This window comes from Sulfurisphaera tokodaii str. 7, from assembly GCF_000011205.1.
Lineage (GTDB): Archaea > Thermoproteota > Thermoprotei_A > Sulfolobales > Sulfolobaceae > Sulfurisphaera > Sulfurisphaera tokodaii.
This window is the reverse complement of sequence record NC_003106.2, coordinates 482,384-497,126: the sequence shown is the minus strand read 5'-3', so window position 1 is coordinate 497,126 and position 14,743 is coordinate 482,384. Positions and strand designations below refer to the sequence as shown.

At 32.2% G+C, this 14,743-nt stretch carries 17 protein-coding genes and 1 tRNA gene; 7 read left to right on the top strand and 11 right to left on the bottom strand.

What is annotated here, in order from left to right; all coding sequences use genetic code 11:
- The 3 genes from STK_RS02850 to STK_RS02840 are packed head-to-tail and all read right to left on the bottom strand — an operon-like array spanning position 1 to position 2,799.
- Positions 1 to 1,701, bottom strand: coding sequence for a succinate dehydrogenase flavoprotein subunit (locus STK_RS02850; RefSeq protein ID WP_010978474.1), 1,701 nt, complete (start codon positions 1,699 to 1,701; stop codon positions 1 to 3).
- A 32-nt stretch (positions 1,702 to 1,733) separates the two neighbouring features.
- Positions 1,734 to 2,528, bottom strand: coding sequence for an HAD-IIA family hydrolase (locus STK_RS02845; RefSeq protein ID WP_010978473.1), 795 nt, complete (start codon positions 2,526 to 2,528; stop codon positions 1,734 to 1,736).
- Positions 2,515 to 2,799, bottom strand: coding sequence for a hypothetical protein (locus STK_RS02840; RefSeq protein ID WP_010978472.1), 285 nt, complete (start codon positions 2,797 to 2,799; stop codon positions 2,515 to 2,517). Before STK_RS02840 ends, STK_RS02845 begins: the two co-directional genes overlap by 14 nt.
- 29 nt (positions 2,800 to 2,828) lie before the next feature.
- On the opposite strand from STK_RS02840, the gene STK_RS02835 reads away from it, so the two are divergent.
- Positions 2,829 to 4,430: a DUF2070 family protein gene (locus tag STK_RS02835; RefSeq protein WP_010978471.1), complete on the top strand. Its 1,602-nt coding sequence runs from the start codon at positions 2,829 to 2,831 to the stop codon at positions 4,428 to 4,430.
- Here STK_RS02835 and STK_RS02830 read toward each other — a convergent pair.
- Positions 4,401 to 5,762: a digeranylgeranylglycerophospholipid reductase gene (locus STK_RS02830; RefSeq protein ID WP_052846351.1), complete on the bottom strand. Its 1,362-nt coding sequence runs from the start codon at positions 5,760 to 5,762 to the stop codon at positions 4,401 to 4,403. The genes STK_RS02835 and STK_RS02830 overlap by 30 nt on opposite strands.
- 58 nt (positions 5,763 to 5,820) lie before the next feature.
- Positions 5,821 to 6,201 (bottom strand): DUF5751 family protein, encoded by a 381-nt coding sequence (locus STK_RS02825; RefSeq protein ID WP_010978469.1) that lies wholly within the window; start codon positions 6,199 to 6,201, stop codon positions 5,821 to 5,823.
- A gap of 105 nt (positions 6,202 to 6,306) precedes the next feature.
- Between STK_RS02825 and STK_RS02820 the strand changes: the two genes are divergently transcribed.
- Positions 6,307 to 6,546 carry a hypothetical protein gene (locus tag STK_RS02820; RefSeq protein WP_052846350.1) on the top strand — a complete coding sequence of 80 codons (240 nt, stop codon included), beginning with the start codon at positions 6,307 to 6,309 and terminating at the stop codon, positions 6,544 to 6,546.
- On the opposite strand, the gene STK_RS02815 is transcribed toward STK_RS02820, so the two are convergent.
- Complete coding sequence (locus tag STK_RS02815) at positions 6,536 to 7,075, bottom strand: phosphoesterase (RefSeq protein WP_052846349.1); 540 nt, start codon at positions 7,073 to 7,075, stop codon at positions 6,536 to 6,538. The two genes, STK_RS02820 and STK_RS02815, sit on opposite strands and share 11 nt — an antisense overlap.
- Positions 7,076 to 7,183: 108 nt before the next feature.
- Between STK_RS02815 and STK_RS02810 the strand changes: the two genes are divergently transcribed.
- Genes STK_RS02810 through STK_RS02800 form a run of 3 tightly spaced genes read left to right on the top strand, consistent with a single transcriptional unit; the run spans position 7,184 to position 9,138 of the window.
- On the top strand, positions 7,184 to 7,684 hold the full coding sequence (locus STK_RS02810; RefSeq protein ID WP_052846348.1) for a hypothetical protein: 501 nt from the start codon (positions 7,184 to 7,186) through the stop codon (positions 7,682 to 7,684).
- A gap of 6 nt (positions 7,685 to 7,690) precedes the next feature.
- Positions 7,691 to 8,686 carry an NAD(P)/FAD-dependent oxidoreductase gene (locus tag STK_RS02805; protein ID WP_010978466.1) on the top strand — a complete coding sequence of 332 codons (996 nt, stop codon included), beginning with the start codon at positions 7,691 to 7,693 and terminating at the stop codon, positions 8,684 to 8,686.
- On the top strand, positions 8,683 to 9,138 hold the full coding sequence (locus STK_RS02800; RefSeq protein WP_010978465.1) for an Lrp/AsnC family transcriptional regulator: 456 nt from the start codon (positions 8,683 to 8,685) through the stop codon (positions 9,136 to 9,138). Before STK_RS02805 ends, STK_RS02800 begins: the two co-directional genes overlap by 4 nt.
- A 46-nt stretch (positions 9,139 to 9,184) precedes the next feature.
- On the opposite strand, the gene STK_RS02795 is transcribed toward STK_RS02800, so the two are convergent.
- Genes STK_RS02795 through STK_RS02780 form a run of 4 tightly spaced genes read right to left on the bottom strand, consistent with a single transcriptional unit; the run spans position 9,185 to position 12,538 of the window.
- Positions 9,185 to 10,090, bottom strand: a complete 906-nt coding sequence (locus tag STK_RS02795) for an ATP-grasp domain-containing protein (protein ID WP_010978464.1) — start codon at positions 10,088 to 10,090, stop codon at positions 9,185 to 9,187.
- A gap of 15 nt (positions 10,091 to 10,105) precedes the next feature.
- Positions 10,106 to 10,957, bottom strand: coding sequence for a hexaprenyl pyrophosphate synthase (gene gdS-2 / locus STK_RS02790; protein WP_010978463.1), 852 nt, complete (start codon positions 10,955 to 10,957; stop codon positions 10,106 to 10,108).
- A gap of 1 nt (position 10,958) precedes the next feature.
- Positions 10,959 to 11,756, bottom strand: coding sequence for a hypothetical protein (locus STK_RS02785; protein WP_052846347.1), 798 nt, complete (start codon positions 11,754 to 11,756; stop codon positions 10,959 to 10,961).
- Positions 11,726 to 12,538, bottom strand: coding sequence for an S-methyl-5'-thioadenosine phosphorylase (locus STK_RS02780; protein WP_052846346.1), 813 nt, complete (start codon positions 12,536 to 12,538; stop codon positions 11,726 to 11,728). The genes STK_RS02785 and STK_RS02780 overlap by 31 nt, the downstream gene beginning before the upstream one ends.
- 84 nt (positions 12,539 to 12,622) lie before the next feature.
- On the opposite strand from STK_RS02780, the gene STK_RS02775 reads away from it, so the two are divergent.
- Positions 12,623 to 13,252, top strand: coding sequence for a phosphoribosyltransferase (locus STK_RS02775; protein WP_052846345.1), 630 nt, complete (start codon positions 12,623 to 12,625; stop codon positions 13,250 to 13,252).
- Here the strand turns inward: STK_RS02775 and prf1 are convergent.
- Positions 13,249 to 14,334: a peptide chain release factor aRF-1 gene (gene prf1 / locus STK_RS02770; protein ID WP_084742617.1), complete on the bottom strand. Its 1,086-nt coding sequence runs from the start codon at positions 14,332 to 14,334 to the stop codon at positions 13,249 to 13,251. The genes STK_RS02775 and prf1 overlap by 4 nt on opposite strands.
- A 135-nt stretch (positions 14,335 to 14,469) precedes the next feature.
- Between prf1 and STK_RS02765 the strand changes: the two genes are divergently transcribed.
- Positions 14,470 to 14,573 (top strand) — tRNA-Leu (locus STK_RS02765).
- Positions 14,574 to 14,743: the final 170 nt, after the last annotated feature.

Here is a 14,743-nt window from a genome sequence, read left to right as displayed (position 1 = left end):
TTAATACACCCTAGCTTCTGGTTTCCATTTTGTCATTTTTACAGGTTTATATGTAATCTCTACACTATTACCTCTCAGATATGCTATCGTATGTTTGAGCCAGTTCTGATCATCTCTTTCTGGGAAATCTAACCTATAGTGGGCTCCTCTTGATTCTTTTCTGTTTAAAGCAGAAGTAGCTATTACAAGGGCTAGATCTAACATGTTCTTAAGCTCAAGAGCATTATAAAATTCTGTGTTATAGACCTTACTCTTATCTAATACATACATTTTTTTCATATCTTCTCTTAGTTTCATAATTTCTGAAAGAGCAGTTTTTAATCCATTTTCATCCCTAAACACACCAACGTAATCCCACATAGTATCTCTCAATTTTTCTAATATTTCTCCAAAATGAATACCGCTTTCACTTTTTACTACGTCATAAGCTGAGTCAATCATTTTTTCAGCTTCTTTATCAATATCGGAAGAAGGTTCAGTGTAACTTTTAAGAAATTCGACTACAGCCCTTCCTGTTTCTCTACCAAATACTAAAGTTTCTAACAAAGAGTTAGAACCTAATCTGTTGGCACCATGTACTGAAACACATGCTGCTTCTCCTGCTGCAAATAATCCTATCAAATCTGGATTTCTACCAGTTATATCTACATCAATACCTCCCATATAATAATGTTGAGCAGGCCTTACTGGAATCATCTCTTTGGTTGCATCTAACCCTGCAAAGCTCTTTGCTGCTTCATAAGCTAGGGCTAATCTCTCCTTAATATAATCCTCACCTAAATGAGTAAGATCTAAGCCTACATACCCTCCCGGAAATCCTCTTCCTTCTTTTACTTCAGTAAGTATTGCTCTAGAAACTATATCCCTGGGGGCAAGATCCAGTTTTTTAGGGGCGTATCTTGCCATAAATCTTTCTCCTTTAACGTTTCTTAGTACTGCCCCCTCACCTCTTGCAGCTTCACTAATTAAGATATCTGAGGGATACAATGCTGTAGGATGGAATTGAACAAATTCTGGATCTTTTAATGCGACCCTTGCTCTTAATGCCATAGCATAACCGTCACCAGTATTGATATAACTATTGGTTGAATGCCTATATAACATTCCCATACCTCCGGAAGCTATCACAACAGCTTTTGCTTTGAAAAATACTGGAACCATATTCCTCATATCAAAAGCTATAATACCTCTAACCCTGTTCTCATCTCTAACTAATTCCCATGCAAACCATTCAAAATAGAAATCTACACTACCTAAACCAGAAGTTCTTTCATATACTGTATGCAATAGTGCCATTCCAGTCTTATCTCCAACAAATCTAGTTCTAGGATAAGTTTGCCCACCAAAATATCTCACAGCAACTCGTCCATCTGGTTGCCTATTAAATAAAGTTCCCCATCTTTCTAGAAGCATCACTATCTCTCCAGACTTATATGCTAAGAGTTCAGCAGCATCTTGATCGACTAAATAATCGCCTCCTTTGATAGTATCATAAGCCATATAATCTGGATTATCATTTGGATCTGAATTGCCTTGAATGTAGGCCGCAATTCCTCCTTCAGCAGCCGCTGAATGTGATCTGGTAGGGAATACTTTAGAGATTACTGCTACGTTATAACCTGCTGAAGCTATCTCGTGTGCTGCCATTAATCCAGCTAACCCAGCTCCTACGATTACAACATCGTATGAAACTTTCTCCACATGAGTAAATGTGTATTTTGACTAAAAAACCTTTATTTCACAATTTCATTTAGAGAGTTTACTACAAACTTAGGTTTAATATTTGTTCTCTCAATATCTTTTATCGAAGATATACCAGTTAAAACCAAAATTGTATCTATACCAGCATTAATACCCATTTTTATATCAGTCTCTAATTGATCACCAATTATAACAGCTTTATTCAAATTATTTATGCCAGATAATTTCAATGCTATTTCTATAATCCAAGTATTTGGTTTACCGGCTATAAAGTCAGGCTCTCGCTGAAGTGCATAAATTATAGCAGACGCTAATGCACCGGCTCCTAATTTTAAACCATCCTTAGAAGGCCAAAGCCTATCCATATTTGTAACTATAAACTTAGAACCTTTGTAAATACACCTCATTGCTGTAGATAATTTTTCGTATGTACTTAATCTGTCTAGACCTAAAACTACTGCGTCTGGTATTTCCTCTTCTACTTCATTTGAGCTAATTATTCTAAAATTAAAATTTTTTAATTCCTCGATTAGTCCTTCTTCACCCACAACAAAAACAGTTTTCACATTAGTCCTTTCCTTAAGATAAATTGCTGCTGCAGTTCCACTAGTTATAATGTCTTTAGGCTCTATCTTTACTCCTAAATAATTTAATTGTCTAGATAAAATTACCCTACTAAAACCAGAATTATTAGTAATTAATAATACTTTTTTACCTCTTTCTATAATTTTCTTGATTGCTACAATATTACTCCATATAGGTTCTCCTTCTCTGACCAAGACTCCATCTACATCACTTATTATAAGTTCATAATCATCCAATAACATTGGACTTCAACTCGTTCATTTTTATCTTTATTTTTTCTATTAGCTTATTTTCGTCCTCGGCAAACACAAAATATCCAAAAGGATAATAAAGTATACTCTCGCAATCCCATCTAACAAAAGGTAACGTAACTTTTGCGTAAATGGTATTATTACCTCTATAAATTCCTATTACATAATTCTCGTCATTTTTCTCTATTATATAAATATCGCATTCCTCTTTTTTATAATGGACTACTTTTTTGGCATTCAACATTTCATTTGTCAATAGCATTTAAACCCCCCAATTTACTCTATTTAACCGTGGATTCTGAAGCTATTACGAGAAAGTACTACTCTAAATTAAAAAGCTTACCAGACATGAAGATTCTCTCAGGACTTGCAACGTTTGAATCAGCTATAGTAATAATAAGAAGCATAGAAATAGGATTGTTATATTTAGTATCATTTATAATATACTTTGCATTATTATCAATATTATTCATAACTGAAAAAAAGTTAATTTTCTTTTTCATAGATTTGACTGCATTCTTCTATATTATATTTTCTTATATAATTATAGGGTATTATTATTACGCATTAACTCTTTTCTCGCCACTCATAGGTTATACATTATTACCAAGAACAAGCGAATTAAAATCATCACTTATTATACTAGCAATAAATTTTGCATCAATAGCATTTCACATAACTTATCTTAACGTTATATATATAGTAATGATCTCCTTGGTTTTTTACTATTACATTCACTTAATTAATAAGAAAGGCGAAAAAATAACTGGGATTAAATCACTACAAATTCTAAGACCTTTTTTGGCCAACATAATAAAAAAAGATTCTAAGCAATTAGAAAAGTTCTTGCAGGATATATCAATTAAATCAACCATTCATATAGGTATCTTCAAAGTGAATAATATCTATTTTGTTTTACCAAAAATTCATTATGGCATCTCTGGAGATATAGGAAGTAGCAAATTTATCTATCAACTAGAGTCAGAGAATCCAAATAACTTAATTTTCCATGGCCCAGGAAGTCATGAGATAGATTTAGCAACATCAACACAATCTAAAGCCATAGCTAAATTAATTTCAGATGAGGAGAAAAAAGCTGATAATTGGGTTTCTCTTAAATTCTACGGTATAAAAGAATGGACCTGTGGTGAATTTTCTGGCGTCACTCTAGATTTTGGTGATAAAAGCTTATCATTCGTACAAAGACCTAACTACGGTATTGATGACCTACCCTTAAAACTGTGGAATTTTATAGTAAATTCTGGAAATTATATAGTTGATTGCCATAACGAATACCTAGAGAGAGAATTACCTTCTAATACTGATTCATGTATAACTAATGGTATACTAAAAAGTATAAAAGAAAAAGGAGAAGAAAAGCCTTTTATTGTAGGGTATGCTGAAGATAAGGTCAAAGACTGTGAAGGTTTATGCGATAACAGAATTAGAGTTACTTACATATCTGATGGAGAGAAAGATCTTAGCATAATTTATATTTACTCAAACAATGCTGATCCGAATCTGACCGTAAAAATCAGAGAAAAACTGAAAGGTGTAGTTAACTATCCCATACTTGTAACGCCAGATGATCATAGTTGTACTGGTACAGTTTTTGGAGATCTTTACATCCCAGCCCAACCATGTGAGCAATTAGTGGAAAAAGCGCTTGAATTAACATTAAAAGCCAAAAGCCAAGCATTAAAAACCACTATATCTTTTAAAGGAATAGAAATAAAAGGGGTTAAAATACTAGGATCAATTATATCATTAATGGTAAATGCACTAGAAGAAGTAGGAGGGTATACAATGAAAACATTTTGGATTCCTTTAGTTACACCTTTTATCCTTACTATAATTTTTATTTTACTTACTAATGTTCATATTAAATTCTGAGATTAAACTATCAACTTGAGTTTTCCATATTTGTAAGCCAGATGGGGATCTAGGATAATTATAATATAATTGCTTAATATTTTTCATGTATTCTGCTACTGTTTTTAATTTCATTAATAGAGAAGGTCTACCTAATCCTGCAATTATCCTCATAGCTTTTTCCGCTACTGATAAGTGAAGATCACCTTTTTCACTTGCTTCAAGTAAATCCTCCTCTTTTAGAACTTTCTTGTTCATTCCATAGTTTATATCATCATCACTGAGTTTCTGTAAAAATCTTCTAAATATATCAAGGCTAGCTTGTTTTGCTCCATATTCATTTATATAACATATATTCATATCCCATAATCCTTGAGCTGAAAAGTCACCTTTTTCAAAAGCATTAAGTATAGTTTTAGCTGCACAATAACCGGATATCATGGCTGAACCCTTCCCTCCTCCGTGAACTGGATTTACAGTATATGCAGAATCTCCAACAGCTATAATACCATTCCACACCATTGTATATAATGGTCTTCTTGTTGGAACTAAAGCCCCTCCTTTAACTAAAAGCCTTGATTTGTCAACATCCGGGGCATATGAGTCTAAATATTTTTGGTAAAAGACATGAACACTAGGATAACCCATTCCCCCTTGAATACCTAGTCCTACATTAACTTTATTCTTGCCTTTAGGAAAATACCACCAGTATCCGCCAGGAGAAGCTTTCTGTGTAACGAAAATTCTCAGGTAATCGTGATCTTCAATGTCATCTCTAGTTAATAATACCTCTCTATACGCAATATCAGCATCTTTTTCATCTAGATCTTCTGCAATAGGTAATTCTTGCGGTAATTTGCTTCTTACACTTCTTGAATATCCCGTTGCATCAACTAAAACTTTCGAATATACAGCAACTTCTTCATTGCTTCTTCTATTATATAATACTGCACCTTTAACAAAGCCGTTTTCAAAGAATGGTTTCATCGCAGTAGTTTGATCCCATATTTCTACGCCTTTACTCTCAGCTTCTCTAAGTATTCGTTGATTATAAAGAGGAGCATTTAGCTCAAATCCTTCTCCATTTACAGTCCATACAGTTTTCATATCTGGACTATACAGTTTTATACCGCTAATCTTATTCTCTAATTCTTCACCTTTAGGATAAGGCATTCCAAGCCTATCGAAATGCGCCTTACTTACTGCATCACCACATGGTTTATCTCCAATTCTATTCCACGGTTTGCTATCAACTAATAGCACTTTTAATCCTTTTCCAGCCAAATGAAAAGCTGTTGATGCTCCGGCAAAACCTCCTCCAATAATGAGTACATCATATTTTAACTCCTTCAAACCAAATCGGTATTTATACTCTCTATTAATAATTAAAAAACTATCTACAGTATTCTGTTTATGAAAGTTTTCTGCAAAAATCTTTTATTAAATTTCTTTTTATAGCAGTAGGAAGATTATCTACTATTTTTGACATAAAAACTTTGTTTTCATCATCACAATAAACTAGTAAACCATCGACTTCAGATTTCTCCAGATTTTTTAAAAAAATATCCACCTCGTTTTTCTTCCATAAGAATAACTCATACCCAATATCTATGTTTTCAAGTAGTGCTTCTCTTATAAGCGTTACTAATTCTTGGTATTGTATTTCAGTAAAAACGTTAATAGTAGTTTTTTTACTTCCACTACTTCTCACATCCAAAAATATTTTTCTAAAATAATTTTCGAAATTATCATTATTTACAGATATTAATGTAAGAATATTTTTATACGGCATATTTTATTGTAGAAATGTAAAGTATTAGTGATTTTCGTTTGGATTTGAAAATACTTAGGTATAACTAGTTAGCCGATATAATGGATATGAGAAAATATAATATATATGATAATTCAAGTCTTATATGAAAAAATAGATAAGGAGCTACTATCTGTTATAGGCATTCTAAGAAGATTAAAAGGAGAAAAAGAGATATTCTTCTCTAAATCCAATAGAAATGAAATTTTCATTGATAATTATAAAGTTTGGGAAACAGGGAAAAGTAAGGATGAAATAATCGAAGAGTTTTACAACGTTAAGATTTACAAACTAGTTAAGAATGCAATAATGGGTGTTAGCTCCTGATTTGTCTTATATAGTGAGTAGAATCAGTTATAACAAGGTATCCTCTTGCCTCAGGCGGGAACTCTTTTGTTACACCACCTATGTAAATAACTCTTGCTAATTTATCTATTTCTAATCTTTTATGTTGAGCAACAACTAACCAGTCCCAAGGGCCTGCAGATATACTTCGTCTTAACTGGTCGATATCGCCTTGATGACCATGAAGTATGAAATATTTAGTAGATGAAATTTCAGCAATATATGTTGTAGTAGCTATTATCTCTTCCCTATATCTTGGTTCTGCCATAATACACTTAATTGCATGAGGATCCATGTCTCCTTGAATATAGACAATTTGTGCCCAAGGAGCTAAACTTCTTATAACATAAAGAACATCAATTACCCTTGGACATTCATAATCCCAGTAACACTGTGTTGTATCCCCATCTAAAACTATTGTTTCTGGTTCCTCTTTCTTGATTATGGAAGATAATGTACTTTCTACGTGAGGCTCTGGAAATCTGATATTCCCCATTACTAGTAGCTTCAAACTCTCTTCACCTTTAGATTATTTGATTCAAATGCTATATTATCTTTTCGTAATAACCATTAGCATTAGAATTTTATATTTAGTATTAAGGTATAGTTATGAGCTAAGTTGAATACAGCCACATTAATATTAATTTCTATATTATTAATAGCCTTACCTATTATTCCAGCATATTTGCTAAATTTTCCAGCCTTTGTAGCCCTATCAACCATAGATTTAGCCATCGTAATATACATAATGACAACATATAAGACTTGGACCACACTCAAAAGTAGAATAGTTGGCCTATATTTTTCTGGGGTTTATGCACTGGGAATCACATTAGGAATTTTCTTTGCTCTACCAGTGAAACCTAGACTTTTTGCTATAGTAGGGCTCATTTACGTCTTACCCTTTATATTTCAATTTATAATTTCAATAAAGCCATTTATATCTAAGCTTATATCTAGAAATCTTTTAACTTTTGGTAATGGTTATGTTGCATTCTTACTCGTTCTAATTATAGGAGCTATAATAGGAAGATACTTAGCAAACTTTTATCAATTAATTATATTATATTCTGGAACGATTATAGTAGGAATACTAATATTACTCTATCTTAGGAAGTGAAATTAAATGGATATTGGTGTAATAGGGGCAGGTCCTGCGGGATTAGCATTAGCATGGTTCTTAAAGGGTACCAAATATAACGTTACAGTCTATGAAGGACTTAATGATGTAGGTCTGAAACCATGTGCATGGGGATTAATTTCTGGTATTGAAGATTATGTACCAATAACTAAAGAGGCTATTATAAGTGAAATAAAAGGATTTAGGATATACCTTGATGATAAACTAGTACATGATATTCGAGTAAATAAAAAGTTAGGATATATAATAAATAAGCCAATTTTTCTTAAGAATATTGCTGAAAAGGTAGAGGTAAAATATAACATAAAAATAATAGAAAAAGACGGCGAGTATTTTACTACAGAAGGAACAAAAATAATTGCAGACAAAATGATTTATGCTAACGGTCATTACTCATTACCTAAAGATAACACAATTCCCGCCATTCAATATATAACTGATTACCAAATAGATAAAGAAATAGTAGAATTCTATTTCTATAGTGATTTATTAGGTTACGCATGGATATTTCCAGACGAAAATGGAAGTAAAATTGGAATTGGAGGATGGGCTGATATACCCTTTCTTAAAGAGAGAATAAAGAGAATTTTAAAGGGAAAAATACTCAATTTTCATGGAGCAAGAGTATCAGATTTTGGTATTCTAGAAGAGAGATTAAACGGGAGATTTATAGGTGAAGCCTTAGGCACTGTATATCCTCTAACTGGAGAAGGAATTAGACCCTCAATAATATCAGCAAAACTCTTAGCAGATTCATTGCTCAATGAGAAAAATTTCGAGAGGGAGTTTAAAAAAAGCAAATTATATTGGACCATCCAAACTCAGGCTAAAATTGTTCATGGCGTTAAAAAAGGATATATGAGTTTAAAGGGACTATCTAGAATTATGACAAAAAGTGATCCTAATCTAGTCTTAAAAGTTGCTATCGGTGACTTCGATTCATTTGATATTATTAAGTTATTTGGGAGGATGATTATATGACATATTTCCTTGATGATATAGATAAAAAAATCTTAAAAATTCTTCAAGAAGATGCTAGGACGCCTTTTTCTAAGATCGCTAAAATGCTTAATCTAAGTGAGTCTACAATACATATTAGAATTAAGAGATTAAGGGAAAATGGTATAATAAAAGGATTTTATGTAGATGTTGACCCAGAAAAAATAGGTTACAATGTTGTAGCTTTTGTATTAATTAAGGCAGATCCAAAAAAATACGAACAAATATTGAAAAAGATATATGAGTTCAAGGAAGTATATGAAATATTTGACGTGACTGGTGAATATTATGCATTATTAAAAGTTAGAGTAAAAAGCAGAGAAGAACTTGCAACAATATTGGATAAAATAGGTAATATGGATGGAGTAACCTCAACTTATACCATGTTTGTATTAAGAACAATTAAAGAAATGAAGACAATAGACTTTACTTAATCCGTGCGAAAGCTCTTCATCATGTTTTCAGCCGGTTTATTATTCTTCATTTCCTAATTTTTTTAATGAGATATTCAATTATATATTTTGCAGGATTAATATGTGTAGCTTCGTAAAATCCTTTCCAAAGAGGAGCAGCATTTACTTCGATAACCTTATAACTGCCATCCTTATCTTCTACGATATCTATCCCTGCATAATCTAATTTCAATGCTTTAACTGCTTTAAGTGACAATTCTTCAAGTTCATGATTTGGTAAGAGAACTTGAGTAAGAGACCCTTGAGCTACATTAGTTTTCCATGAAGATTTGTTAATTCTATATACACTTCCTAGTATTGAGTTACCTACAACAAACACTCTTATATCTCTTTCTGGCTTATCAACATATTTCTGAACATAAACTGGTTGATTAACAGATAGTATTGCTTTTGCCACTCTAAACGCTATATCTGGATCAGAAACTCGTACTGAACCAAGTCCTAGACTACCTATAACGGGTTTTATTACAACATCTTTCCATTCATTAACAAGTCTCATCACCTCAAAGGGATCTTCTACTATAGTAGTATCTGGAACTGGTACTTTAGCCATCTTTAGTTTTAATAAACTGTTAAACTTATCTCTTGCGATAAACATGGAGTCCGGTGAATTTATTAATGTAACACCACTACTTTCAAGGGCTTTGAGAGTATCAAATCTTTTCATTAACTGCTCTGTTGAAGATATAAACCCTAAGTTCCGTATTACTGCACCATCTAAATCTATTCTTTTTCCTCCATAACTAAATTCTAAACCATCCTTAGTTATTATAGGATTTAATTTGGAAATTCTAATGTATATTGGCGTATTCCCTGTGTTCTTTATCTCTAGTAGAAGTTGCTTAGCTGACTCTGTAATTTTTTGAGATTCATGAATAACTGCTATTCTAATATCAATCCACCAAGTGAACACTCGATAGAAGACTTTTTATAATTTATCCAGCCCGGCTTCGTTTAAAAGCCCCTTCGTTAAAAAAGTTGGCAACGATATTATAGCTTCAGTAAAATCTTGACTTATTTCCAATTTTCTTACAATATCTAAGTAATTAGTTAAAGCATTTTCATATTGCTTCTTTACAAACTCTTTATACTCTTTCCCTTTAAGTTCATATAACTGTTTAGCACTTCCAGTTAGCTCCTTTAATTCTCCTCTTTCATATTTTACACAATCTATATAATCATCAACTAATTGATAGGCGATTCCTATATATTTCCCTATATCTAAAGTTTCTTCCACTAAATCTTCTCTATGAGATGCAAATGAGGCTAACATCGTAGATAGTTTAAATAAACTAGAGGTTTTTAGTTCGATCGTAGAAAGATATTCTGAAGGAGAACCAAATATATCCTTTAAAGCACCTACAGCCGTATCCTTCCACAGTTGTATACTAATTTTTAACGCCTCTTCTCCGTAAGTAGAGATTATATTTAATGCTGAGGGAATTAGATAATTGGTAATAAAGATAACTTTCCTGTTAGTATAAATTGCCCAAGCTGAACTCCCTCCTCTTCTAATTATATCATAATCTACAATATCATCCAATGCAAGAGATGCGGAATGAAGAATCTCTGAAGCAAGAGCTGCTTTATATGCATTTTTTATATCCCCATTAAGAGCTTCTGTAAATAAAAATGTTAATGTCCCCCTAAATCTCTTCCCATCCTTTAGTATATATTTACTAACTTCTAATAATTGCCAATCTTTAATATCAACTAAATAATCGTCAACTAATTTATCAATGATCTCCTTGCTCTTTTTCCAATAAGAAAGTAAATCCACTTTATAATCCTCCTTTAACTCGCTTAAATAAATATGTCATAAGAATTAAATAAATTGGTGCTAGAAGAGGATCTATATCTAATAGAATTTCTCTCACATTAAACATAGAATTTCTTAATTCAAACTCTCTTTTTCTTACTATTATAGAATCAACACCTGATGTAATAAAAATCAGATCCTTCGATGTAGGAAGATCATAAAATCTTTTTACATCTCTATTAAGATATCTTCTCATTAAAGTTAATGCAGGAAAGAAAATGGGCGACAAAAAGATCTCCTTATCAAAATTTATTTCATTTAATTTTGTTAATAACCACTGGTTTAAACTATCAATATTTTCTAATTCTTTAATTATATCCTCAGCTCGCTTATTATTAACTTCAGTAGCAACTTTCCGAATTAGAGATAGCGAAACATTTATCTCGCATAATTCGTCAGAAAAATAAAGAACTTTAATATTACTTTTTCCTTTTATTTTACTATTACATGTAATCAAATAACCAATATTTTCTAGGGCCCATGCATTATCTAGAATAATTCTAGCTTTATTGTCATCATTAACGAATACAATAATATCTTTAAAACTTCCAGAATAAGGATTTTCTAAAAACGAAAACTCATATAAGCTAACTGATTTAACGAAAGTACCTTTTAATGAGATAATACTTCTTTCTAGGGTAAAAGCTTCTAATTCTGTATCTTCATCATAAACTAATGTTAAATTCTCTGGTATTTCTATCGGAATATTGTAAAAATTTATCTTTTTACTTATACTAAAGCTGTCTTTAAAGCTTGACAACATGAACACTTCCTTTCATCAGGTTTTTCAGGCAGTCTTCTAATAACTTCATAAAGAAGTTTTTTAACCTTAGCAGTATTTTCAGCCATAACTTTTGTTACCTCTTCTGCAGTTACGGGAATATCGGCAAAAACATCATAATCAGTAACCATACCTATAACACTATAACACATTTCAGCCTCGCATGCCAAATTCACTTCTGGAACTAAAGTCATGCCTATAATGTCAGCCTTAAATACTTCTTTCCAGACTATACTTTCCGCTCTAGTGGAAAATCTAGGTCCCTCGATGCAAATATACGTTCCTTTATCATGAGTAGTTATTCCTAAATCTTTTGCTGAATCCAAGATTATAGATCTTAAATGTTCACAAAAAGGATCAGCCATTGATACATGAGCTACAGTAGGGCCATCAAAAAACGTATATGTCCTTCCTTTGGTCATGTCGATAAACTGGTTTGGAACTACAAAATCACCAGGCTTATAGTCTAATCTTAGACTTCCTACAGCAGATACAGCAATAACCCATTTAACTCCAAGGCTCTTTAAAGCCCATATATTAGCTCTATAGTTAATCTTATGTGGAGGAATTCTATGACCTCTTCCATGTCTAGGTAAGAAGGCAACCTTTCTACCTTCCAGTTCACCAAGAATTATATTATCGCTAGGCTCTCCATATGGAGTATACACCTTAATTTCCTTTACGTTAGTGAGTATTTGTGGATCATATAAACCAGAACCGCCTATAATTCCTATGCTCGCCTTTTCTTTTGGCTCAATCATCACACATTTCTTGTAATGCTAAGTATAAAAGTATAAACCAAAAAATTGATAAAGTTTCATATCAAGAGCTTTTGGGAATTTAAATTGCCTAAGATACCTGTTAAAGTTGTTAAATGGGAAGAAGTAGTAGATTGGTCAACACAGCTAGCTGAAAAAATAAAAGAATCAAAATATGATCCAGACATTATAATTGCAATTGCCAGAGGAGGATTGGTACCAGCTAGAATAGTTGCTGATGTCTTAGGAGTGATTGATATTTTATCTATAAAAATAGAACACTGGGTAGAAACAGCTTCTCACACGCCAGAGGCTAAAGTCAAATATCCTTTTAAAGTAGACCTACAAGGTAAAAAAGTACTGATTATAGATGATATTACAGATACTGGAGATAGCGTAGAACTAGCTAAAAAATATGTGAAAGAAAATTTTGGCCCAAAAGAAGTTAGGACAGCAACAATGCAAATCATAGAAGCTAGTGCAAAGATTAAGCCTGACTATTATGCAATGGTAATTAAAGATTGGTATTGGTTCATGTATCCATGGAATTATTGGGAAGATGAAATAAATTTAATTAGAAAAATTCTGACTGAAGAAAATGATAAAGCAATAGATACTTCCTATTTAAAAGCAAAGTTTATAGAAAGTTATGGTGTAGAACCACCTATACCAGTAGAAAAAATTCTGACTGAAATGAAAAGAAGAAATCTACTTTAGTATATTTTATATCTTAATTTACCTATAGCTCCACCAAATGTCTTTTTGACCCATTCAGCATCTGGCAATTCATCCCCTACTACATAAACTTTTGTACCATAATTTTCTGCTTCTTGTGAAAGTTTCTCTAATTCACTATTTGGCTCATCATAGATAACTAATGAATCGACAGCACCCATATGTAACGCTTTTCTTATTTCTTCAATACCATAAACTACTAGGCCGTCATCCTTAGCGATATGATATTTTAGTTCTTCTAGGAGATTTTGAACTTGGACATATTTCTGGTTTTTCAAAATATCTTGTGCCTTCATAACTAACTCCTTTAATCCAGCATCACCTTGGTCCGGAATATCAATAAGGGGTAATAGAACCAATTTTTTTAGCCTATAATCTAAATAATCTCCATCGTAGAAATCTTTCTTTGCATATCCTGGTCCTCCTAATAATATTCCCTTTAATTTCCCGCTCTCTAAATAAGGAAGTAAATATGAATTTGCCTTTTCTCCTACTTCTTTCAAGAAATTAGCATACATTTCCTCAATTATTCTATCAATACGTCTTTGAGACTGTCCACCCATCATATGCTTACCCGGTACAAAGCCTTCAAACTCGTCAAGCACTTCTATTCTGGTTCCTTTTAATATACCAATTGTAGCATAATCTCTTTCAACTATTATTAATCCGAAAACGTCATTTTCTTCTATCATATCTTCTAGAAATTCAGTATGAAAATATTTGTCTGTTCTGTAAAAGAATATTGTAACTTTTTCCGGTGGAGAGAACACAAAACATTTTGATTCTTCTGTCTCGAAATTCTCACCACAGAATATAACTAATCCGTTATCTGGAACCTTAGGTATTTGCGTTAGTCTATCTATAGCTGATTGGATTGCCGAAGTTACTGCATCCCTAGTTCTCTTCAATTTAATATTTTGCGCTATTGAATATTCTTGCCTTAATAAATTGAGAACATCTGGTATAGGTCTTCCAGGTGGTATGTACAATGATAGCAACACTGTAGCTGGGGCAGACCATTTTTTCAATTCTCTTATAAGAACTTTTAATTCTTGTTTAGTTATTTGATATTTATCAAAGACTCATCCCTTATCGATATATAAGTTACTTAATTAACCTAATAAAGCTTGCTACGTTAATTTAGGTCTTTGGTTAAAGAAAACGTTTTTTAGTACTAATAAATTATTATAAATGTTTGTGCGGGGGTGCCCGAGCAAGGTCAAAGGGGGCGGTCCCTTAAAGGGGGCCTAAACTGAGGCTCCGCTGGCGAAGGCCTGCGTGGGTTCAAGTCCCACCCCCCGCATCAATTTAAACCTATTACTGTTGGGCTAGTTAACTTATTTAAAAACTATAGTAATGTTATTTTTCAGATTAAAATAAATTTTACTTTTATCTTATAATTATTATAATCTAATCTATTTAGTCTTAAGCATTATAATATTAAGCTAATTTATAGAATTATGAATATTTACA

What these genes read in the sequence shown, in the direction of transcription:
- STK_RS02825 (WP_010978469.1), bottom strand. Translation starts at nt 6,201, where the DNA reads ATGCCGTATAAAAATATTCTTACATTAATATCTGTAAATAATGATAAT.
- STK_RS02780 (WP_052846346.1), bottom strand. Translation starts at nt 12,538, where the DNA reads ATGATTGAGCCAAAAGAAAAGGCGAGCATAGGAATTATAGGCGGTTCT.
- STK_RS02840 (WP_010978472.1), bottom strand. Translation starts at nt 2,799, where the DNA reads ATGCTATTGACAAATGAAATGTTGAATGCCAAAAAAGTAGTCCATTAT.
- STK_RS02820 (WP_052846350.1), top strand. Translation starts at nt 6,307, where the DNA reads ATGATAATTCAAGTCTTATATGAAAAAATAGATAAGGAGCTACTATCT.
- STK_RS02845 (WP_010978473.1), bottom strand. Translation starts at nt 2,528, where the DNA reads ATGTTATTGGATGATTATGAACTTATAATAAGTGATGTAGATGGAGTC.
- STK_RS02805 (WP_010978466.1), top strand. Translation starts at nt 7,691, where the DNA reads ATGGATATTGGTGTAATAGGGGCAGGTCCTGCGGGATTAGCATTAGCA.
- STK_RS02800 (WP_010978465.1), top strand. Translation starts at nt 8,683, where the DNA reads ATGACATATTTCCTTGATGATATAGATAAAAAAATCTTAAAAATTCTT.